This is a genomic window from Streptomyces sp. NPDC048462, from assembly GCF_043200175.1.
Lineage (GTDB): Bacteria > Actinomycetota > Actinomycetes > Streptomycetales > Streptomycetaceae > Streptomyces.
Map to the genome: position 1 here is coordinate 347897 of NZ_JBICXG010000002.1, position 22792 is coordinate 370688.

Sequence of the window (22792 nt, forward strand, 5' to 3'; positions counted from 1 at the left end):
GAGATCCGCAAGGGCATGGCAAGGGTGGCCGTCGGCCGATTCGTTGTGAGCGGAAGATATTCCTCCGCTCACGAATCGGGGCTGCAGCAGCGCGAAAGCCTGCGGGATCGTCGGGATCAACCTGCCGACCGGCAAGCAGTGGACCTTCAGTGCGGGGTGGGCTGTGCCTGCGGGTTCCCGGGCGCTTGGGCGGCCCGGGAACCGTGGGGCCGCTGTTGGGTGGCACCCCGGCCGCGGCCGTTGGAGGGCGCTTGAGCTGCGCGCTCGGCGGCCCGGTTCAAATTCTTGCCCAGGCAGTTCTTGATTCCCTGTTGCTGGAGGTAGGCCCGACGATCGCCCGGTCCGGGCAGCTCACGCCACCGGGCTTCCCCAAGAGAGTCCAAAAGATCACCGGACGCTCCCGCCCCGGCCGCCTGTCTCCGGAACGGTGACGCCGCCTCGGCCGGGCATCGAGGCGGCGTCCCGCCGCCCGCTACGACCTGGCCGGTGTCCCCGGCACGGGCAGGTAGCCCGTTCCGTGGAAGTACGTCAGGTAGCGGATCAGGATCTCGTCGGTGAGGGGTGTCCGGTGGATACCCACGGCAGCTGCGGCTCCGGCTGTGCGGCGGGAGTCGAAGCGGCGGAGGTCCTTGGCCTCTGGCCGGCTTTGCCCCTCGTCGCCGAGGAACAGTTGCGCGGCGTTGTCGGGCTGCGCGGCCACGCGGGCCTGCCACTGCGGCGCGGGTACGGTTCGCAGCTCGTGCCCGAGCCTGGCGGCCGCTTCGAAGACGCGGTCCAGGCCCGGAGCGTCCGGGTCGGTGAGGTGGTACGTCTGTGCACCGGACGGTCCGGACAGGGCGAGGGCCACGACCGCGGCGCTGACGTAGTCGACGGGCACCCAGCCCGTCGAACCGTGGGGCAGGTCGGGCACCGCTTCCGCCTGGAGGCAGCCCTTGATGAGCTGCCACAGCAGGTCGCGGTCCTGGCAGGCGCCGGTGGTGGTGTCGCCGCTGATCCGGCCTGGGCGGTGGACGGTCACCGGCAGGCCGCGTTCGCGGGCCAGGCCGACGAGTCCTTCTGCGACCCACTTGCTCTGTCCGTACCCGTCGGGCAGTTCGGGTGCGGGGCCCGTCGGCGTCGACTCGGTGATGGTGACGGGATCGGGGCCGGGCGCCGGGGCGTACACGCCGGTGGTCGAGATGTAGTGCATTCCGGGTGAGGCGGAGTCGGCGAGCAGGCGCAGCAGTTCTTCGGTGCCGGCCACATTCGCGTCGCGCAGATCAGCGTACGCGGCGGCGAAGTTGACTCTCGCGCCGTTGTGCAGAACGGTACCGAGGCGACGGACCAGGGCGGTCCTGTCCTCGGGTGACAGGCCCAGGTCAGGGGCGGCGAGATCGCCCGGAACAGCGTGGATCAGGGCCTCGTACCGGGGGCGCCACAGGCCGTAGCGCTCCAGGTTGGCGCGCAGCCGGTGGGCGGCGCTGTGGCTGTCCCGCGCCCTGACGAGGCAGTCGACGGGCCCGTCCGTCGTCTCGATGAGGTCGCGCAGCAGGAACGCGCCGAGGAAGCCGGAGGCGCCTGTCAGAAGGGGCCGGGCGGACGGACGCAGGGGCCGTCGCGGGGTGGGCAGGAGGGACGCGGCCTGCCGGCGGTTGCTTGAGATGTCCGTGGCCAGCCGGACCTCGGCGGCGAGGTCCGTCGTGACGGTGTCCGCTTGGTCCTCCTCCCCCACCGCCTGCCCCAGCAGACGGTCGACACCTTCGACGGTGGGCGCGGCGAACAGGGCCCGCAGGGAGGGGCGCCGGCCGCATCGCTCACCGATCCGCCGGGCCAGGGTGACGGCGAGCAGGGAGTGGCCGCCCAGGGCGAAGAAGTCGTCCGTGACGCCCACATCCGGCACGCCGAGTGTCTCCGCGAACACCTCGCACAGGGTGCGTTCGCGGGCGGTGCGCGGCGGGCGGCCGCCCGCCGGAGCGGCACGGTGGGGGGCGGGCAGTGCGCGCCGGTCGGTCTTCCCGTTCGGGGTGACGGGCAGGGCCGCGAGGCTGACGTGGGCGGCGGGGATCATGTGGTCGGGCAGGCTCGCCGCGAGGTGTGCGCGCACCTCGTCCTCCTCGGGGCCCGGCGTGCCGTCCGCGGGCACGGTGTAGACGACCAGGCGCCGGTCGCCGGGCCGGTCCTCACGGACGGCGGCGCAGGCCGCGGCCACACCGGGCATCGCGGCGAGGACCGCCTCGATCTCGCCGAGTTCGATGCGGAAGCCGCGGAGTTTGACCTGGTCGTCGACCCGGGATACGTAGACGAGCTCCCCCTTCGCCGTCCAGCGCGCCAGATCGCCCGTGCGGTACATGCGGCCCCCGGTGCGGTCGAACGGGTTGGCCAGGAACCGGGAGGCGGTGAGCGCGGCGCGGCCGTGGTAGCCGCGGGCGACCCCCGCCCCGGAGACGTACAGCTCACCGGCCACGCCGGGCGGTACGGGTGCCAGCCGGTCGTCCAGGACGTGGACCGTGGTGCCGTCGACCGGGGCTCCGATGGACACCGTGCGGTCGGGCGCGAGCGGCCCGTCCGCGTGCTGGCGGCCGCTCATGGTGGCGCAGACGGTGGTCTCTGTGGGTCCGTAGGCGTTGACGAGGAAACGGTCGCGCGCCCAGGCGTGTACCAGGGCGGGCGGGCACGCCTCGCCGGCGAGGACCATGGTGGTGCCGGCCGGCAGTGAGTCCGGCGGCATCACGGCGAGTGCGGCGGGTGGCAGGGTGAGGTGGGTGATGCCCCGCTCGCGGACCAGCGCCGCCAGGGTGGGGCCGGGCAGCAGTGCGTCGCGCTCGTCGATCTCCAGGCAGGCTCCGGAGAGCAGTCCCATGCACAGTTCCCAGAACGCGGCGTCGAAGCTGACGGACGCCATGTGCAGGACCCGGCTGCCCGGGGTGATGTTCAGCCGGTCGCTCTGGGTCTGTGCCATGGCTCCGACGCCCCGGTGCGTGACGACGACGCCCTTGGGCCGGCCGGTGGAACCGGACGTGTAGATGACGTATGCGGGGTGTGCCGGTCGCGGGGCCGTGCCGGTGCGGGCGGTCGTCGGGGCGCGGTCGCCGAGCTGATCGGCGTACAGGTGCGGCACGGAGGCCGGGGGAAGGCGGCGGTGGATCGCGGGGGTGGTGAGGAGCAGGCGTGGGGCTGCGTCGTCGAGCATGTACGACAGGCGCTGGGCCGGGTAGTCGGGGTCGAGCGGTACGTAGGCCGCTCCGGTCCTGAGGACGGCGAGCAGGGCCACCACGAGGTGGTGGGTGCGGGGCATGGCGACGGCGACGCGGTCCTCGGGGCCGATGCCCTGTGCGGCGAGGTGGTGAGCGAGGGTCTCGGCGCGGGCGTCGAGTTCACCGTAGGTGAGGGTGGTCGCGGCGTCGCGGACGGCCGGGGCGTCGGGAGTGCGCCGGACCCACTGTTCGAAGAGCGTGGGAACCGTCGACCCGGTGTGGTGCTCGACGGGCCCGGTCCCCCAGTCGGTGAGCCGGGTGCGCTCGGCGGCGGTGAGCACGTCGTAGGTGTGCAGGGGGCGCTCGGGGTCCGCGGTGACGGTGTCGAGCAGCAGGACGAGCCGGTCGGCGATGCCGCGGACCGTCGCCTCGTCGAAGAGTTCCGTCGCGTAGTCGACCGCTGCCCGCATGCCGTCCGGGGCGCCGCTTTCGTCGTACGTCTCGGTGAAGGTGAACGACAGGTCGAACTTGCTGACCCCGGCGACGACCGGTACGCCGCTCACGGTCAGGTCCGGCAGGTCGATGGCGGCAGCGGGCGCGTGGTTCTGCAGGACGAGCATGGTCTGGAAGAGGGGGTGGTGGCTCTGTGAACGCGTGGGGTTGAGCAGTTCGACCAGTCGTTCGAAGGGGACGTCCTGATGTGCGTACGCGGAGAGGTTGGAGTCCTTCACGCGGTCGAGCAGTTCGAGGAACGTCGGGTCGCCTGTCAGGTCCGTGCGCAGCACGAGGGTGTTCACGAAGAGTCCGACGAGGTCGGAGGCGGCTTCGTCGGTGCGTCCGGCGACTGCCGTGCCCAGCGGGATGTCGTCGCCGCCGCCGTGCCGGGACAGTACGGTCGACAGGGCTGCCTGGAGGACCATGAAGGCGCTGCATCCGCTGGTCCGGGCGAGTTCCGCGATCCGCCTGGAGGCGGTGGGGGCGACGGCGAAGTCGTAGGTGGCTCCGGTGTGCCGGGGTACGGCCGGGCGCGACCGGTCCCACGGCAGCTCGACCATCTCCGGAAGGCCGTCCAGTGCGGCTTTCCAGTAGTCCAGTTGGCCCGATACGACACTGTCCGGGTCGTGCTCGTCGCCGAGGAGGCGGCGCTGCCAGAGGGTGTGGTCGGCGTAGTCGACAGGCAGTGCGGGCAGTGCGGGTTCCTCGGCGCGGACGCGGGCCCGGTAGGCGGCGCCCAGGTCGTGGACGAGAGGCGCGAGGGAGGATCCGTCGGCGGCGATGTGGTGGATCACGAGCACCAGGACGTGGGCGTCGTCGGCCAGGCGCAACAGGGTCGCCTGGAGCGGGAGGCGGTGCTCGATGTCGATCGGCTCGGCCGCGGCGGCTCTGATCCGGTGGTGGATCTTGTCCTCGTCGATCGTCTCCGATGCGAACGGGAGTCTGACGTCGTGCGGGGCGGTGATGTGCTGGTGCGGTCCGGTGTCGCCTTCGGGGAAGACCGTGCGCAGGGCGGCGTGCCGGCTGACGACGTCGTGCAGGGCCAGGCGCAGGGCCTCCGTGTCGAGCGGTCCGTCGATGCGTACGGCGAAGGGGATGTTGTACGTCGAGGAGGGGCCTTCGAGCCGGTGGAGGAACCACAGGCGCTGCTGGGCGTACGAGAGCGGAATCGTGGCGGGACGTTCCTGCGGGGTGAGGGCGGGGCGGGGCGGGTGGCCCGATTCCGCCAGGGTGGTGGCGAGCGCGGCGACGGTGGGGTTCTCGAAGAGGGTGCGGATCTCGGTCTCGGTGCCGAGGGCGGCGCGGACACGGCCCACCAGTCGGGTGGCGAGCAGGGAGTGGCCGCCCAGGGCGAAGAAGCTGTCGTCGATGCCGACGCGCTCCACGCCGAGCACGTCGGCGAAGAGACCGGCGAGGATCTCTTCCATGGCGCTGCGCGGCGGCCGGCCCTGCGCGGCGGGCGGGCCGTCCGGCCTGGGCAGGGCTGCCCGGTCGAGCTTGCCGTTGGGGGTCAGCGGCAGCGTGCCGACCGGCTGGATGACGGAGGGCACCATGTAGGCGGGCAGGTGGTGTCCCACGTGTGCGGCGAGCCGGTCCGGGTCCGGGGCGGGCCGCCCGGGTGCGGGGACGACGTAGGCGGTGAGGGTGCGGTCGCCGGGCAGGTCCTCGCGGACCAGCACGCAGGCGGCGTGCACCGACGGATCGGTACGGAGCACCGTCTCGATCTCGGCGGGCTCGATGCGGTGGCCGCGGAGTTTGATCTGCTGGTCGGACCTGGCCACGTAGTGCAGGAGGCCGTCGGCGTCCCGGCGTACGAGGTCGCCGGTGCGGTACATGCGCTCCCCGGCTTCGGAGAACGGGTCGGCGACGAATCGGGTGGCGGTGAGGCCGGGCCGCCCCAGGTAGCCGCGCGCCACTCCGGCGCCCGCGATGTACAGCTCGCCCTCGGCGCCGGTCGGTACGGGTCGCATCGCCGTGTCCAGGACGTGGGCGCGCATTCCGTCGAGCGGCCGGCCGATCGGGGCGGCGCCGGTGGGAGCGTCGCCGGGGCGGACGCGGTGGACGGTGGCGAAGGTGGTCGTCTCGGTGGGGCCGTAGACGTGCCGGAAGGTGGTGCCGGGGTGGGCGGCGGCGACGCGTTGCAGCACGCCGGGTGCGGCGCCCTCACCTCCGGTGGCCACCGTGCGCAGCAGGCCGAGGGCGCCCGGATCCGCTTCCGCGAGGACGTTGAACAGGGCCGTCGTCAGGAACGCCGACGTCAGGCCGTGCCGGGTGACGAGGTCCCTGAGCACGGCGGGCTGGAGCGTGCCTTCGGGTGCCACGACGACGCGGCCCCCGTTGAGGAGCGGGGCCCAGATCTCGAAGGTGGAGGCGTCGAAGACGTACGCCGAGTGCAGCAGGACAGCGTCGGCCGCGCCGTCCTGCCAGGCCCGGTGCGAGGCGAGGGCGGTCACGTCGGCGTGGGTGACGCCGACGCCCTTGGGCAGACCGGTGGAGCCGGAGGTGAACATCACGTACGCGAGCCGGGCGCCGCCCGTGACCGCGGGGAGAGCGCCCGGTCCGGCCGGTTCCCCCTGCCTGACGCGGCCGGCGCCATCGACGCTCAGCACAGCTGTGTCCGGGCCGAGTTCTCCTACCCAGGGGTGCGTGCGAGTGCTCTCGTCGACGATCAGGACACGCACGGCGGCCACCTCCGCGACCCGGCGGAGCCGTTCCAGCGGCCAGCGTGCGTCGAGGGGCACATAGGCGGCGCCCGCGCGCAGGGCGGCCAGGGAGGCGGTGACGGTGGCCGCCGAGCGGGCAACGAGGATGCCGACGCCGCCCTCCGCGCCGCACCCGGCAGCTGTCAGGGCGCCGGCGAGACCGTCCGAGAGGTCACAGAGCTGCCCGTAGCTGAGCTGCTCGCCCGCGCCGGACACGGCCACCGCGTCCGGGTGCCGGGCGGCGTACCTCGCCACGGCGTCCGGGATGCTCATGTCCGGAGCGTCGGAGGCCAGTTCGGCTCCGCGCCCCTGGGAGAGCAGGGTCTCGCGCTCACCGTCCAGGAGGACGGGCACGGCGTCGGCGGGGCGGTCGAGGCCTTGCGCCATCAGCGTCAGCAGGCGCCGCATCCGGGCGACCGTCCGGGCGACGTAGTCGTGGTCCAGGACACCGGCCCGGTAACCGAAGGTGATCCTCAGGGTGTCGCCCGGGGCGATGGTGAGGGTGAGCGGGTAGTGAGCGGCGTCCGTACCGCTGAACCCGGTGACGGCGAGTCCGGGCAGTCCCCGTTGTGCGGTGCGCAGGGCCTCGTCGTCCATCGGGTAGTTCTCGAACACGGTCAGGGTGTCGAAGAGTTCGTCCAGTGCGGTGACGCCCCGGATCTCGCTCAGGCCCACGTGCTGACTGTCGAGGAGCCGGCCCTGTTCCTCCTGGAGCCGGGTCAGGAGCGCGGCCAGGGTTTCGCCGGGCTCAGGGCGGAGCCGTACCGGCACGGTGTTGATGAACAGGCCGATCATCGACTCGATGCCGGGGATCTCCGGCGGCCGGCCGGACACGGTGGCGCCGAACACGACGTCGGGGCGTCCGGTGAGGTGCCCGAGCAGCAGGCCCCAGGCGCCCTGCACAAGGGTGTTGAGGGTGAGCCGGTGAGCACGGGCAGTCGCGCGGAGCCGGGTCGTCGTGGCCGCGTCCAGGTCGAGCACCAGGGTTTCGGGCAGCTCGGCGGAGTCCGGCGCGCCCGCGCGGCCGGGCCCGGCGATCAGGGTCGGCGCCTCGATCCCGGCCAGGGCGGTGGACCAGGCGTCCAGCGCGGCCGCCCGGTCCTGCCGGGCGAGCCAGCCGAGGTAGGTGCGGTAAGGGGTGACGCGCGGCAGGGTACTGGCGTCGCCCCCGGTCGCGTACAGCTCGAAGAGCTCCCGTACGAGCAGGGGCATCGACCAGCCGTCGAGGAGGATGTGATGGCTCGTCATGACGAGATGGTGGCGCTGCGGCGCGGTGCGCACCAGGGTGAACCGCAGCAGGGGCGGGGTGGTCAGGTCGAAGCGGCGGGTGCGGTCGGCGGCGAGGAACGCGGCGAGGCGCTCCTCGGTCGTGCCCGTGGAGTGCGTACCGGTCAGGTCGAGCTCCTCCAGCGGCACCGGCACCTCGGCGGCTACGGCCTGCACGGGCTCGTCGAGGCCCTCGTGGAGGAATCCGACCCGCAGGTTGGCGTGCCTGCGCAGCAGGCTGCCGATGGCGGCGCGCAGTGCGGGGACGCCGACGGGGCCTTCGAGGTCGAAGACGAACTGCGCGGTGTAGACGTCCACGGTGTGCGAGTCGTACAGGGCGTGGAAGTGCATGCCTGCCTGAAGCGGCGTCAGCGGTAGTACGTCTTCCAGCTGGAAACCGGTCACTTGCGTCCACCCCACTTGTTCTGCAGTCGGTCGATCTGGGCCTGGTTGAGCGACACCAGGGGAAGGTCGGACGGCGTGTAGCCGCCCGCGTCGGGCCGTTCGGCGTGGTCCGCGATGGCACGCAGCGCCCGCGTGAACGCATCGGTCAGCGCCCCCACGTCCTCCTCCTTGAGGAGGTCGCTGGGCCAGGTCCAGCGGGTCACGAGTCGTGGGCCGTCCGGCAGGTCCTCGGTGTGCGCGTTGATGTCGAGGACGTGGTGCACGGGCATGTCCGGGTCCTGGCCGCGTGGCCCGCCACCGTCGAGCAGTACGTCCCAGTCGGCGCCCGTTCCGCCGTCCGGTGTGCCGTGTGAAGCGGCATACCTTCCCAGGTAGTTGAAGCCGATCTGGGGGGCGGCCCCGGTGTCCAGCCGGGGGCGGGTCGCCGGGTTGAGGTGGCGCAGCATTCCGTGGCCGACGCCGTGGTCGGGCACGGCCCGTAGCTGTTCCTTGACGCGTTTGACCGCGCGTTCGACCAGCGCGGTGCCGAAGCCTCCTGGTCCGCGGGCGTCGACGGGTCCGGGGTCGAGCCGGACGGGGTAGAGGCTGGTGAACCAGCCGACGGTGCGGGAGAGGTCGATGTGGTCGGCGATCTGCTCGCGGCCGTGGCTCTCCAGGTCGATGAGGACGCCGGTGCCGGTGGCCCGGGGTGCGCCGGGGACCGCGTCCCGTTCTGCCCGCCAGGTGCGGACGGCGAGAGCCAGGCCCGTGAGCAGGATGTCGTCCACACCCGCGTGGAAGGCGCCGGGGGCGGTGGTGAGCAGCGACTGTGTCCAGGTGGCGGGTAGGTGGGTGACTAGGGTGCGGGTGCCGTCGGCGGTGTCCAGGCAGGGGTCGAGCGGCCGGTATCCCAGTTGGGGGTCCGGGGTGTTCAGTACGTCCTGCCAGAGGGGCAGTTCGGCTTCCCGCTCGGTGCTCCGGGACTGGGACGCGAGGAGGTGCGCCCAGCTTCGGTAGGACGTGGTGACGGCGGGCAGTGCGGTGGCGGGGCTCTCTCCCGCGGTGCCGGTCTCGGTGACGGCCTGCCACGCGCGGGCCAGGTCCGCGGCGAGGATGCGCCAGGAGACGGCATCGACGGCCAGGTGGTGCACGACGAGCAGCAGGCGCCCTCGGGCGTGCGGTCCGGCGTCGCACCAGACGGCTTCGACCACGTTTCCTTCGGCGGGCCGCAGCCGTCTGCGTACCTGTTCACCGGCCGCCGTGGTGGCGGCGTGGGCGGCGTCGGGATCGAGGCCCTCGATGCCGACGCGGGTGAAGCGGCGGCGGGCCGGGACGGCGCCGGGGGGCAGTGCTTCGAGGACGGGTTCGCCCCCGGCCGGGCGGGTGATGCGCAGGCGGAGCATGTCGTGGTGGTCGACGAGGAGTTGGAGGGCGGCGACGAGCGTGTCCTCCTCGGCTCCCGCGGGCGTGCTCAGTACTCCGGACTGGTTGTAGCCGTCCGTGGTGCCCGGCCGGTCCAGGAGCCAGGCGGCGATGGGCGTCGGCGGCATCTCGCCGGTTCCCGGGTCGGCCTGCGCGGTGGTGTCCTGGTCGAGCGCGGTGGCGGCGGCCGCGATGGCCTCGGGGGTGCGGTGGACGAAGACGTCGCGGGGTGTGACACCGAACCCCGCCTCCCGGACCCGGCTGACGAGCTGGATCGAGAGGATGCTGTCGCCGCCGAGCGCGAAGAAGTCGTCGTCCGTGCGGACGGCCGGGGTGCGCAGGACGGAGGCGAAGACGTCGCACAGGACACGTTCCCGTGCGGTGCGCGGCTGCCCGCCCGGCCGGGTGGCGGCGGGGCGTTCCGGGGCGGGCAGGGCCCTGCGGTCGGTCTTGCCGTTGGGCAGGAGCGGCAGCGCGTCGAGGGCGATGAAGACGGCGGGCACCATGTAGGGGGGCAGTGCCGAGGTGAGCCGGGTCCGCAGTTCGCCGTCCGTGGGGCGCGCGCTGTCACCGCGCCGGTCGGGAACGGTGTAGGCGACCAGGCGCCGCTCCCCCGGCCGGTCCTCGCGGACGAGGGCGCAGGCGGCGGCGATGCCGTCGAGCCCGGTGAGCGCGGCCTCGATCTCGCCGGGTTCGATGCGGAAGCCGTGCAGCTTGACCTGGTGATCGGCGCGCGAGACGTAGGTGAGCAGGCCGTCAGCGTCCCTTTTGACGAGGTCTCCCGTGCGGTACATGCGGCTGCCGGCGGGGCCGTGGGGATCGGCGACGAACCGGGTGGCGGTCAGCCCCGGGTGCCCCAGGTAGCCGCGGGCGAGACCGTCACCGGCGATGTGGAGCTCTCCGGTGACACCCGGCGGCACCGGCCGGAGCCCGGCGTCCAGGACGTAGGCGCGGGTGTTGCCGACGGGGCGGCCGATCGGCACGCCCGCCTCCGCCGCCGTGGTGGCCTGCTCCCCGCTCCGGTGCTGGTGGGCGGTGGCGTCGATGGTGGTCTCTGTGGGGCCGTACAGGTTGTGGACGTCGACCCGCCAGGCCTGTCCGGCGCGCTCGGCCAGGGACGTGGGCAGGGGTTCGCCTCCGCACAGGACCGCTCGCAGCGTCGAGGGCGCCTCCTCCGGGCCGGTCTCGGTGAGGACGACCGAGAGGTGCGCGGGCACGAACTGCGCGAGGGTCACCCCGGCGTCGCGCATGCGGGCGAGCAGTGCGCAGGGGTCGTGGTTGGCGGCAGGCGGCACGGGGCAGGTGGTGCCGCCGTGCAGCAGCGGCAGCCAGGTCTCCCAGACCGAGGCGTCGAAGCTCGGGGAGGTGCGTGCCAGGACCCGGTCGTCGTCGGTGAGCGCGAGGTGGCCGGCCATCCAGTCCATGTGGTTGGTCAGGGACGCGTGAGTGACGACGACGCCCTTGGGGCGGCCGGTGGAGCCCGAGGTGTAGATGACGTACGCCGCGTCGAGCGGGGCCGGTCCGGCGTCGGGCGGGGCCCCGCGCCCCGTGGACCACGCTGCTCGGTCGTCGAGCGCGAGGCAGGGGAGGGACGCGGCGTACCGCGCGGCGCGTGTGGTGCCGTGGGTGAGGAGCAGCGCCGGGCGGGCGTCGTCGAGCATGTAGGTGATCCGCGCCTGCGGGTACTCCAGGTCGACCGGCAGGTAGGCGGCTCCGGCCTTGGCCACCGCCAGCATGGCGACGGCCTGGTCGGCTGTGCCTTCCAGAGCGAGGGCGACGAGGTCGCCGCGGCCGATGCCCCGGTCGTGCAGATGGTGTGCCAAGTCGTCCGACAGGGAGTCCAGTTCGCTGAAGGTGAGCCGGTGCGCGCCGTCCCGCACGGCGATCGCCGTAGGGGTTCTGCTGGACTGCTGGCGGAACGCCTCGGGTGCGGTGCGCGCGGTCAGGGGCCGGGCGGTGCCGTGTGCGGCCCGCTCCAGGCTCTGCCGCTCGGCCGTCTCCAGTACCTCGACCGTGTGGACGCGCCGTGCGGGGTCGGTGGCGAGTGCGGCCAGGAGGCGGGTCAGTCGTGCGGCCAGGGCGTGCGCGGTGGCGGGGACGAAGAGTTCGGTGGAGAACTCCAGGATGCCGTCGAGTCCTGCGGGGCGGCCCTCGCCGTCGCGCGTCTCGGTGAAGGTGAAGGTCAGATCGAATTTGCTGATGCCGGTGTGCACAGGCTGCCCGGTAACCGTGAGACCGGGCAGGTCGACGGTGGTGTCCGCCTGGTTCTGGAGGACGAGCATGGTCTGGAACAGCGGGTGGTGGTTCTGGGCCCGCACCGGGCTGAGGGCATCCACCAGCCGTTCGAACGGCACGTCCTGATGGGCGTAGGCGCCGAGGTCGAACTCCCTTACCCTGTCGATGACTTCAGCGAAGGTGGGGTCTCCGGACAAGTCGGTGCGCAGGACGAGGGTGTTGACGAAGAAGCCCACCAGATCGTCGAGTGCCTCGTCGGTGCGTCCGGCGACGGCGGTGCCGAGCGGGATGTCCTCACCGGCACCGTGCCGGGAAAGCAGAACGGACAGCGCGGCCTGGAGCACCATGAAGAGGCTGCTTCCGCGGGACCGGGCGAGTTCCGCGAGGGCGCGGTGGGTGTCCACGTCGACGGGAAAGGCGAACGCGTCTCCGCCGTACGCCGTGACAGCGGGGCGCGGTCGGTCGCACGGCAGGTCGAGCAGGTCGGGGGCTCCGGCGAGTGCGGTGCGCCAGAAGTCCAGCTGGCGGGCTGCCTGGCTCGACGGGTCGTCCTCGGCGCCGAGCAGCGCGCACTGCCACAGGGTGTAGTCGGCGTACTGGACGCCGAGTTCCGTCCAGGCCGGCTCCTCGCCCTCGGCGCGCGCCCGGTAGGCGGCGCCCAGATCGCGGGCGAGCGGGGCGAGGGACCAGCCGTCGCCCGCGATGTGGTGGATGAGCAGCACAAGGACGTGGGATTCGGCGTCGAGCCGCAGCAGCCTTGCCCGCACGGGCAGTTGGGTGCCGACGTCGAAGGTGTGCGCGACCTCTGCGGTCAGTACCTCGTCCAGGCGGGCGGGGTCGGTGTCGCGGGGGCTGAGGTCGAGGTCGGCTCCACTGGTGTCGAGGACCAGCTGACGCGCCACCCCGTCGGTCTCGGGAAAGACGGTGCGCAGGCTTTCGTGGCGTTCGACGACGTCCGCGAGGGCGCTCTCCAGGGCCTCCGCGTCGAGCGGGCCGTCCAGGCGCAGCACGAGCGGCACGTTGTACGTGGCGCTCGGCCCATCGAACCGGTTGAGGAACCACAGGCGCTGCTGGGCGAAGGACAGCGGAAGCGGATCGGGGCGGTGCGGAGCACGCTCCAGCCGGTTCCTGGCCTTTTCCGCGCCGTCCAGTGACGCCGCGAGCGCGGCCGGCGTGGGGTGCTCGAAGACGGTCTTGACCTGGACCTCGACGGCGAGCGCGGTGCGGATGCGCGCGGCCAGCCGGGTGGCGAGCAGGGAGTGACCGCCCAGGGCGAAGAAGTCGTCGTCGGCGCCCGCCCCTTCGAGGCCGAGCACATCGGCGAAGAGTCCGCAGAGGATCTCCTCGCGCGCGGTGCGGGCGGCGCGCCCGCGGACCGGTGCGTGGTACGCGGGCCGGGGCAGGGCGCGTCGGTCCACCTTCCCGTTCACGGTCAGCGGCAGGGTCTCCAGCAGGACGACCGCGGAGGGCACCATGTAGGCGGGCAGGGACCGGCCGACGGCTCGGGCAAGTTCGGCGGGCTCGGGACGCGCCCCGCCCGCGGGCACCACGTACGCGACGAGCCGCCGGTCGCCCGGGGTGTCCTCGCGGACGACGGCGAAGGAGTCCGCGACGCCCTCGCAGCAGGCCAGCACCCCCTCGATCTCACCGAGTTCGATGCGGTAACCGCGCAGCTTCACCTGGCTGTCGGCGCGGGTGACGTAGTCGATCTGCCCGTCGCGGGTCCACCGCACGAGGTCGCCGGTGCGGTACATACGGCCGCCCGACGGGTCGAACGGATCGGCGACGAACCGGGTGGCGGTCAGCCCGGGGAGGCCGGTGTACCCGCGTGCCACGCCGCGTCCGGCGAGGTACAGCTCGCCCGTGACGCCCGGCGGGACCTGGCCCAGGGAGCCGTCGAGGACGTACAGCCGCATCCCGTCCAGGGCGCGCCCGATGGGCGGCGGGCCGGCCGGGAGGCCGGGCGCCACGTCGTAGCGGGTGGCGAAGGTGGTCGTCTCTGTGGGTCCGTACACGTGCAGGACGCGTGTACCGGCGGCGGTGCCCGCGACCCGCTGCATCGCGTCCGGTGAGGCCAGTTCTCCTCCGGCGCAGACGAGCCGGAGGCCGGTGAAGGCGCCCGGATCGGATTCCGCGATCACGTTGAACAGGGCCGTCGTCATGAAGACCGCGGTGACCCCGTGCTCCTGCACGGCATCGCCGAGGGCGCGGGCCTCCAGGACGCCGTCCGGTGCGACGACGACCGTCCCTCCGTGCAGCAGCGGGGCCCAGATCTCGAACGTCGATGCGTCGAAGACGTACGCCGAGTGCATCAGGACGGCGTCGGCGGCTCCGCCCTGCCAGGCGGAGTCGGCCGTCAGCGCCACCACGTCGGCGTGCGTGACTCCCACGCCCTTGGGCAGACCGGTGGAGCCGGAGGTGAACATGACGTAGGCGAGGGCGCCGGGGCTCCGGACGGTTGCGGGACGTCCCGGCTGCTCGGGCGCGCCGCGGAGCATCCGGCCGCGCCGGTCCACGACCACGACCGGGATCCGGCGCGCGGTCGCTGCCACCCAGGGGGAGGCGAGGGCGTCCTCGTCGACGACGAGGACCCGCACGTCGGCCACGTCGGCCACCTGTTCCAGCCGCTCCGCGGGCCAGCGCGCGTCCAGCGGGACGTACGCACCGGCCGCGCGGACCGCGCCCAGCGACACCGTCACGACCGCCGGTGACCTGGAGAGCAGTACGCCGATCCCGGTCTCGGGGCGGACGCCCAGGCCGGCCAGCGCGCGGGCCAGGCCGGCGGAGGCCAGGTCGAGTTCGGCGTAGGTGAGGGCGCCGCCGTCGCCGGTGACGGCGACGGCGTCCGGTGCGCGGTGGGCCTGGGCGGCGAAGAGCGCGGGCAGGGTGGCGTCCTCGGTGTGCGCGGGCAGGGCTCCGCCGGTGCCCCGGCGCGTGACGCGGGCGTGCTCGTGCGGTGTCATCAGGTCGTAGCCCGTCAGGGGCAGGGCGGGGTCGGCGGCCGCCTGCTCCAGGAGCCGGACCAGGCGGTCCGCGAGGGCTTCGACGGTGGACCGGTCGAAGAGGGCGGTGGCGTACTCGATCCCGGCGCTGAGGCCGCCGTCGTCGCGCTCCTCGTCGAAGGCGAAGGTGAGGTCGAACTTGCTGAGCCCGTTGTGGACGAGCCGGCTCCCGACGGTGAGACCTGGCAGGCCGGGCAGGGCGGTCTCCTGGTTCTGCAGGACCAGCATGGCCTGGAACAGCGGGTGGTGGTTGCGCGCCCTGACGGGGTTGACGCTCTCGACGAGCCGTTCGAAGGGCACGTCCTGGTGCGCGTACGCGGCGAGGTCGAATTCCCGTACTCGCAGGAGGAGTTCACGGAAGGTCGGGTTGCCCGACAGGTCCGTGCGCAGGACCAGCGTGTTGACGAAGAACCCGACCAGCTCCTCCAGCGCCTCGTCCGTGCGGCCGGCGACGGGCGAGCCGAGCGGGATGTCGTCGCCCGCGCCGTGCCGGTGCAGCAGGGTGGCGACCGCCGCCTGGAGCACCATGAAGAGACTGCTTCCCGACTCCCGTGCCAGGCGCAGGAGCCGGGCGTGGAGGGCGGGCGGTACGTCGAAGGTGTGGACGGCTCCTGCGGGGTCGGTGGTGACCGGGCGCGGCCGGTCCAGCGGGAGGTCGATGAGGCCGGGCAGGCCCGCGAGGGCGGTGTGCCAGTGGTCGAGTTGTTGCCGCAGGACGCTCTCGGGCGCGAGACCGTCGCCCAGGGCGGCGTGCTGCCAGAGGGTGTAGTCGGCGTACTGGAGCGGGGGGCCGGCCGCCGGTTCGGGCTCCCGGCCCGTGAGACGGGCCTCGTAGGCCTCGCCGAGGTGCCGGGCGAGCGGGGCGAGGGACCAGCCGTCGCCGGCGATGTGGTGCAGGACGAGCACCAGGACGTGGTGGCCGGGCGCGGACCGCAGGAGCAGGGCGCGCAGCGGCGGGTCCGTGATGACGTCGAACGGCTCACGCACGGCGGCCAGGACGGCGGCCTCCAGATCCGCGGGTGCGGTGCTCACGACAGGCAGCGGAGGTGTGACGGCACCTGCGGGGAGAACCACCTGATGCGGTACGCCGTCGCGTTCGGGGAACAGGGTGCGCAGCGCCTCGTGCCGCTGCACGACATCACGGAGCGCGGCCCGCAGCGCGTGGGTGTCCAGGGTCCCGTCGAGTTCGAGGACGAGCGGGATGTTGTAGGCGGAGCTGGGTCCTTCGAACCGGTTGAGGAACCACAGGCGCTGCTGGGCGTAGGACAGCGGCAGCGGATCGGGCCGCTGCGCCGCGGGTACGACCGGTGGGTGGGCCCGGCTCCGGGTGTCCAGGACGCGGGCCAGGCCCGCGACGGTCGGGTGCTCGAAGAGGGTGCGTACGGCGATCTCGGCACCGAGGACGGCGCGGATGCGACTGACGACGCGCATGGCGAGGAGCGAATGCCCGCCCAGCTCGAAGAAGCTGTCGTGCGAACCCACGTGAGGCCGTCGCAGGACGTCGGCGAAGATACCGGCGAGCAGGCCTTCCTGGAGCGTGTGCCGCCCCGTTCCGTCGGTGTTGTCCGAGGCCCGCGGGGGCTCCGGCAGGGCGCGCCGGTCCACCTTGCCGTTGGGCAGGAGCGGGAGGTCGTCCAGGATGACGACGGCGCCGGGCACCATGTAGTGCGGCAGGTTCTCGGCGAGGGCGTCGCGCAGGGTGACGGGGCGCTGGGCCGGGTCGCCGGTGACGGCGTAGGCGACGAGGCGGCGCACGCCAGGGGTGTCCTCACGGATCACGGCACAGGCGGCGGTGACGGTGGGCATCGCCAGCAGTGCGGCCTCGACCTCTCCGAGCTCGATGCGGAAGCCCCGCAGTTTGACCTGGTCGTCGGCGCGTGCGACGTAGTCGAGCAGACCTTGGTGGTTCCAGCGCACGAGGTCGCCCGTCCGGTACATCCGCGCGCCCGCTCCGTCGAACGGGTCGGCGACGAACCGCGCGGCGGTCAGGCCGGGGCGGTCGAGGTAGCCGCGGGCGAGGTTGGGACCCGCCAGGTACAGCTCACCGGTGACGCCCGGCGCGACGGGCCGCAGCCGGCCGTCGAGGACGTAGACACGCATGGTGTCGACGGGGCGGCCGATCGGCACGGTCTCGTACGGTGTGCCGGACTCCGCGTGCCCGCCGTCTCCCGGCACGTCGATCCGGTGGGCGGTGGCGTCGATGGTGGCCTCGGTCGGCCCGTAGAGGTTGTGCACGTCGGCCCGCCACAGCTCGGCGGCCTCGGCGGCGAGGGCACGCGGCAGTGGTTCGCCGCCGCACAGCACGGCGCGCAGGCCGGGCAGCGGCGCGGCGTGTGCCGCCTCGGTGAGCACGAGGGCCAGGTGGGAGGGGACGAACTGGGCGAGTGTGACGTCGAATCGGCTCATCCAGGAGACCAGGGCACGGGGTTCGGTGTTGGCTCCGTCCGGCAGCAGACAGACTTCGGCGCCGTTCATCAGCGGGAGCCAGAGCTCCCACACGGAGGCGTCGAAGCTGAAGGAGGTACGGGCGAGCACCCGGTCGTCCGGAGTGATCGCCAGGTGACCCGCCATCCAGGTCATGTGGTTGGCCAGTGCGGCGTGCGAGACGACCACGCCCTTCGGGCGGCCGGTGGATCCGGAGGTGTAGATGACGTACGCCGGGTCCGCCGGGTGGGGTATGTCCAGGGTGTGTCCGGCACGCGCCGTGGCCGGGGTGTCGACGGCGAGCCACGGTACGTCGCAGTCGGGCAGCCCCGCGTGGACGTCCGTGGTGCCGAGCAGCAGGACGGGGCGGGCGTCCGCCAGCATGTGGCGGATGCGGGCGGCCGGGTAGTGCGGGTCGACCGGCAGGTAGGCGGCGCCGGCCCGCAGCACGGCCAGCATGGCGACGACGGTGTCCACGGAGGGCGGCGCCGCGATGGCCACCCTGGTCTCGCGGCCCGCGCCGCGTTCCCGCAGGAGGTGGGCGAGGGTGTCGGCGCGTGCGTCGAGCTCGGCGTAGGTCAGGCTCGTGTGCGCGTCGCGCACGGCGACGGCACCGGGTTCGCGCGCGGCCCGTTCCCGGATCGCTTCGGTGACAGTGCGGGAGGGCAGAGGCCGCTCCGTTCCGCGTCCCTGGGCCAGGAGGCGGTCCCGCTCGGCCGGAGTGAGCGGGTCCAGGCCGCTGATGGGCCGGTCCGGGTCGGCCACGGCCAGGGTGAGGACGTGGGCGAAACGGGCGCACAGGGCGCGAGCGGTGGCTGCGTCGAAGAGGTCGGTCGCGTACTCCAGGTAGCCGCGGATGCCTCCGCCGACGTCCGCGGTACCGGGCATGGTGCTCGCGGCGCTCCGCGTCGGGTCGGCCTGTCCGTCGGCCCCGGCGGGTCTGATGGCCCCGGCGGATCTCGTACTCCCGGATTCTTCGGCGGGTCCCGGCACTTCGGTGAGTGAGAACGTCAGGTCGAACTTGCTGCCCCCGCGGTGCCGCGACCGGTCGTGGACGGTGACGCCCGGCAGTTCGAGACTCGCGTGCTCCTGGTTCTGGAGGACCAGCATGGTCTGGAAGAGGGGGTGGTGGTCGCTGGACCGCTCGGGGTTGACGGCCTCGACGATCCGCTCGAAGGGGATGTCGCCGTGGCTGAGCCCGGCGATGTCGAACTCCTTCACCCTGTCGAGCAGTTGCCGGAACTTCGGGTCGCCGGACAGGTCCGCGCGCAGGACGACGGTGTTGACGAAGAACCCGACCAGGTCGTCCAGGGCCTCGTCGGTGCGTCCGGCCACGGCGGTGCCCAGCGGGATGTCGGAACCGGCACCGTGGGCCTGAAGCGTCACGGCGAGGGCTGCCTGGAGCACCATGAAGGGCGTGCAGCCGGCGGCGCGGGCGAGCCGGGTGAGGCCGGCGTGCGCGGCGGCGGGCAGTTCGAAGGGGACGGCGTCGCCCCGATGGCTGGGCACGGCCGGGCGGGGCCGGTCGAGGGGCAGGTCCAGCAGGTCGGGGGCGCCGTGCAGCGCCTCCTTCCAGAAGCCGGCCTGTCGGGCACCGAGGCTGTCCGGGTCGCTGTCGCCGCCGAGCAGCCGACGCTGCCAGAGGGCGTAGTCGGCGTACTGCACGCGCAGGGGAGCCCAGTCGGGGGCGCCCGTGCCCTCGATCCTGGCGCGGTAGGCGGCTGCGAGGTCGCGGCTGAGCGGGGCGAGGGACCAGCCGTCCGCGACGACGTGGTGCAGGACGAGGACGAGGATGTAGCGGTCGGGTCCCGGGCGGAGCAGATGGGCACGGACCGCGGTGTCGCCCGCGAGGTCGAAGGGTGCGGCGGTCAGGTGACGCACCGATTCCTCGGCCCAGGTGCCCCCGTCGTCCCCGGCCCGCGGCTGTTCGACGACGAGGGGGACGAGCGAGGCGGCGGCGTCCGCGTCCAGGACTTCCTGGCGGGCGACGCCGTCGTGCTCGGCGAAGACCGTGCGCAGGCTCTCGTGCCGGGCGACCACGTCGGCGAGGGCGCCGCGCAGGGCGTCGGCGTCCAGGGGGCCGTCCAGTTCGAGGACGAGCGGGACGTTGTAGCTGCTGTCGGGGCCCTCCGACCGGTTGAGGAACCAGAGGCGCTGCTGCGCGAAGGACAGCGGCACCGCTTCTGGCCGAGGCTCCGGGGAGAGGACGGGCCGGGTCGCACCGGTGGTGTCCAGGGCCGCGGCGAGGGAAGCGACCGTGGGGTGGTCGAAGAGGGTGCCCAGGCCCAGTTCGGCGCCCAGCGCCGTCCGCACCCGGCCGGTGAGACGGGTGGCGAGCAGTGAGTGGCCGCCCAGGGAGAAGAAGTTGTCGTCGATGCCGACCGCCGCCACGCCGAGGACGTCGGCGAAGAGACCGGCCAGGACCTCCTCGTAGGGGGTGCGCGGGGCACGGCCCCCGGACGTGACGGCGCGGGGCGCGGGCAGAGCGCGCCGGTCGACCTTGCCGTTGGGGTTCAGGGGCAGTGCGTCCAGCGTCACGAACGCGGAGGGCACCATGTACGCGGGCAGTGCGCGACTTGCTCTGCGGGCCAGGGCGGACGCGTCCGGCCGGGCACCGGGAGCCGGTACGACATAGGCGACGAGCCGGCGGTCGCCCGGCATGTCCTCCCGGACCACGACGCAGGCGCCCCGTACGTCCGGGGCGGCCAGCAGGACGTTCTCGGTCTCGGCCGGTTCGATGCGGAACCCTCGGAGTTTGATCTGGCCGTCCGCACGCCCGACGTACTCGATGTCGCCGCGAGCGGTCCAGCGCACGAGGTCGCCCGTGCGGTACAGCCGGCGGCCCGACGCGTCGTGCGGGTCCGCGACGAAGCGGGTGGCCGTCAGCGCGGGGTTGCCCTGGTAGCCGCGGGCGACGCCGTGGCCGCCGACGTACAGCTCCCCCACGACGCCGGGCGGCACCATGGCGAGGGTGTCGTCCAGGACGTACAGGCGCATCCCGTCGAGGGCCCGGCCGATGGGCGGCACGCCCGTGGTTCCGGGGACTACCGGATGGCGGGTGGCGAACGTCGTGGTCTCCGTGGGGCCGTAGACGTGCAGCACGCGGGTGCCGGGCGTCACGGCGGCCACCCGCTGCATCAGGTCCGGTCTCGCCGCCTCACCGCCGGTGGCGACCATGCGGAGCCCGGCGAACGCGGCCGGGTCCGCCTCGGCCATCACGTTGAACAGGGCCGTCGTCAGGAACAGCGCGGTGACGCCGTGCCGCTGGACCGTGTCGTGGAGGACCCGTGCCTCCAGGACGCCGGCGGGCGCGACGACCACGCGGCCGCCGTTGAGGAGCGGCGCCCAGATCTCGAAGGTGGCGGCGTCGAAGACGTACGCCGAGTGCATCAGCACCGCGTCGGACACGCCGCCCGTCCAGGTGCTGTCGGCGGCCAGCGCGAGGACATCGGCGTGAGTGACGCCGACGCCCTTGGGCAGTCCGGTGGACCCGGAGGTGAACATCACGTAGGCGAGCCGGTCACCGCGGATCACGCGCGGCAGCGGTCCCGGCCGCGGCGGCGCGCCACGCAGGACACCGCCGAGCGGGTCGAGGACGATCAGGGGCAGACCCGCGGCTGTCTGCTCGCGCACCCAGGGCTGCCGGGCCGTCGCCTCGTCGGCCACCAGGGCGTGTACGCGGGCCGCTTGCGCGACGCGGTCGAGCCGTTCGCCGGGCCAGGCCGCGTCCATCGGTACGTACGCCGCTCCGGCGCGGACCGCGCCGAGCGTGGCGGACAGCACGGCCGCCGAGCGGCCGACGAGCACGCCGACGCCCTCCTCGGCCCCGATGCCCCAGCCGGCCAGGGCACCCGCGAGGTCCTCCGCCGCTCCGGCCAGCTCCTGGTACGAGAGCGTGACGGCGCCGTCCGACACGGCCGGGGCGTCGGGCGTCCGGCGCGCCTGCGCACCGAACGCCTCCGGCAGGCTCGATGCCACGGTCTCCGCCGGAATGGCAGCACCACGCCCTTGTACGCGCAGGGCCTGGGTGCCGGTCTCGTCGAGGAACGGCAGGTCGCGCAGCGGGAGGTCGTGGTCCGCGTCCGCGAGCGCGGACAGGAAGGAGACGACGGCCTGCTGGAGCAACCGCACGTCCTGCGGCCCGTAGAGCTCCGGGCTGGCGTCGAATCCGATCAACGGCCCTTTGTCAGCGGCCCGTTCCGAGACGAAGAAGGACACGTCGTCGGCCGGTCCGACGGACAGCACGCGGGAGGCGCCGGGGCTGCCGGCGAAGTCCATGTCGTAGTCGTAGCCCATGATGTTGACGACGACACCGGTGAGGCGGGTCGCGTCGTCGGTCATGTTCAGCTCGCGCGCCAGCTGTTCGCGGGAGAACCGGCGGTGCCGCAGGGCGCCGCGCATCTCGGCGGCGACGGCGCGTACGAGAGAGCCGACCGTCATCTCGGAGGTGACGGTGAGGCGCAGCGGCAGGATGTTGGAGGTCATGCCGACGATATGGCGGAGTCCGCTGTGACGGCCGTTGGAGGCGAGGCCCACGGTGACGTCCTGTGTTCCGGTGGCCCGGCCGATGTACGCGGCGACCGCGCTCACGAGGACGGCGCTCCACGTGGTGCGGTTGGCGGAGGCGATCGTGCGCAGGCGGTCGAGGACGGCGACGGGCAGCGCCTCGCCGGTGTGCAGCCGGACCTCCTCCGGTGCGCCGGGGGTGGCCGGTGGCGGAGCGTCGGCGCGCCGGCGGATGAGCGCGCGGCCGGTGTGCGCCCCCGCCCCGTCGCCCGGTCCGTGCGGGTCAGCGGGGCCGGGTGTCTCCGATGCGGCGCGATCGGCGACCAGGTCCGCGAATCGGCCGGTCCAGTAGGCGCGGTCGGCCTCGTAGCGGTCCGATGCGCGGTAGGCCTCTTCGTCGGCGACGAGATCGCGCAGGGACGCGGTGGGCACCTCGGCCGTGTCGAGGTTCTCGCCCCGCACCGCGCGCCCGTAGAGATCGGCCACGGTGCGGGTGAAGACGGAGCCGCCGAGGCCGTCGACGGCTATGTGGTGGAACCTCACGTACCAGTAGTGCAGTCGGTCGCTGACGCGGAGCAGAGCGAAGTGGTGGGACGGGGCCTCGATCGTGTCGACGGTGGCCATGTCGTCGGCCAGGTAGCGTTCGACCGCGGCGATGGGGTCGTCGGCGTCGGACAGGTCGACCCGGCGGAGCAGGCTGGTCCCGTCCGGGGAGCGGCGGACGACACGCTGGCGGACCGCGCCGTCCTCGGTGACGAACACGGTGTTGAGGCTGTCGCACAGTGCGGCGGCCCGGTCGAACGCGGCGGCGAATAACACCTCGTCGAGGCCGCCCCGGACCTCGACGCATTCCCCGATGTTGTATTTCGGGCTCTGCGGATCGACCAGTTGCCCGTACCAGACCCCTTGTTGAGCCGCGGTCGTCCCGAACAAATTTTCGGGAACAGGGCCCGAGGAGTCGGAGTTGTTTTCGCGCATGCCGGATCACACCTTTGGGGAGAGATTTTTACGGGGGACGAAGAGGGCGCGACAAAACCGCCCGCGCCGGCGCATCACCTTTGGCCGACCGCGGGCAGATGAAATCACAGAGAAGCGTCGCCGAACCCATGGCATCAATACCGGTGGCGCCCCTGACGACCCGGTAGATCGACAGGCACTCCACCGACTTCACGTATCGAGGACG

The 22792-nt window shown here is 73.2% G+C and carries 2 protein-coding genes; both read right to left on the reverse strand.

All coding sequences use genetic code 11. The features are described from left to right. Nucleotides 1-472 precede the first annotated feature (472 nt). Complete coding sequence (locus ACGFU6_RS04805; RefSeq protein WP_393608078.1) at nt 473-8041, reverse strand: amino acid adenylation domain-containing protein; 7569 nt, start codon at nt 8039-8041, stop codon at nt 473-475. Then, nucleotides 8038-22587 (reverse strand): amino acid adenylation domain-containing protein, encoded by a 14550-nt coding sequence (locus ACGFU6_RS04810; protein WP_393608079.1) that lies wholly within the window; start codon nt 22585-22587, stop codon nt 8038-8040. Before ACGFU6_RS04810 ends, ACGFU6_RS04805 begins: the two co-directional genes overlap by 4 nt. Nucleotides 22588-22792 lie beyond the last annotated feature (205 nt).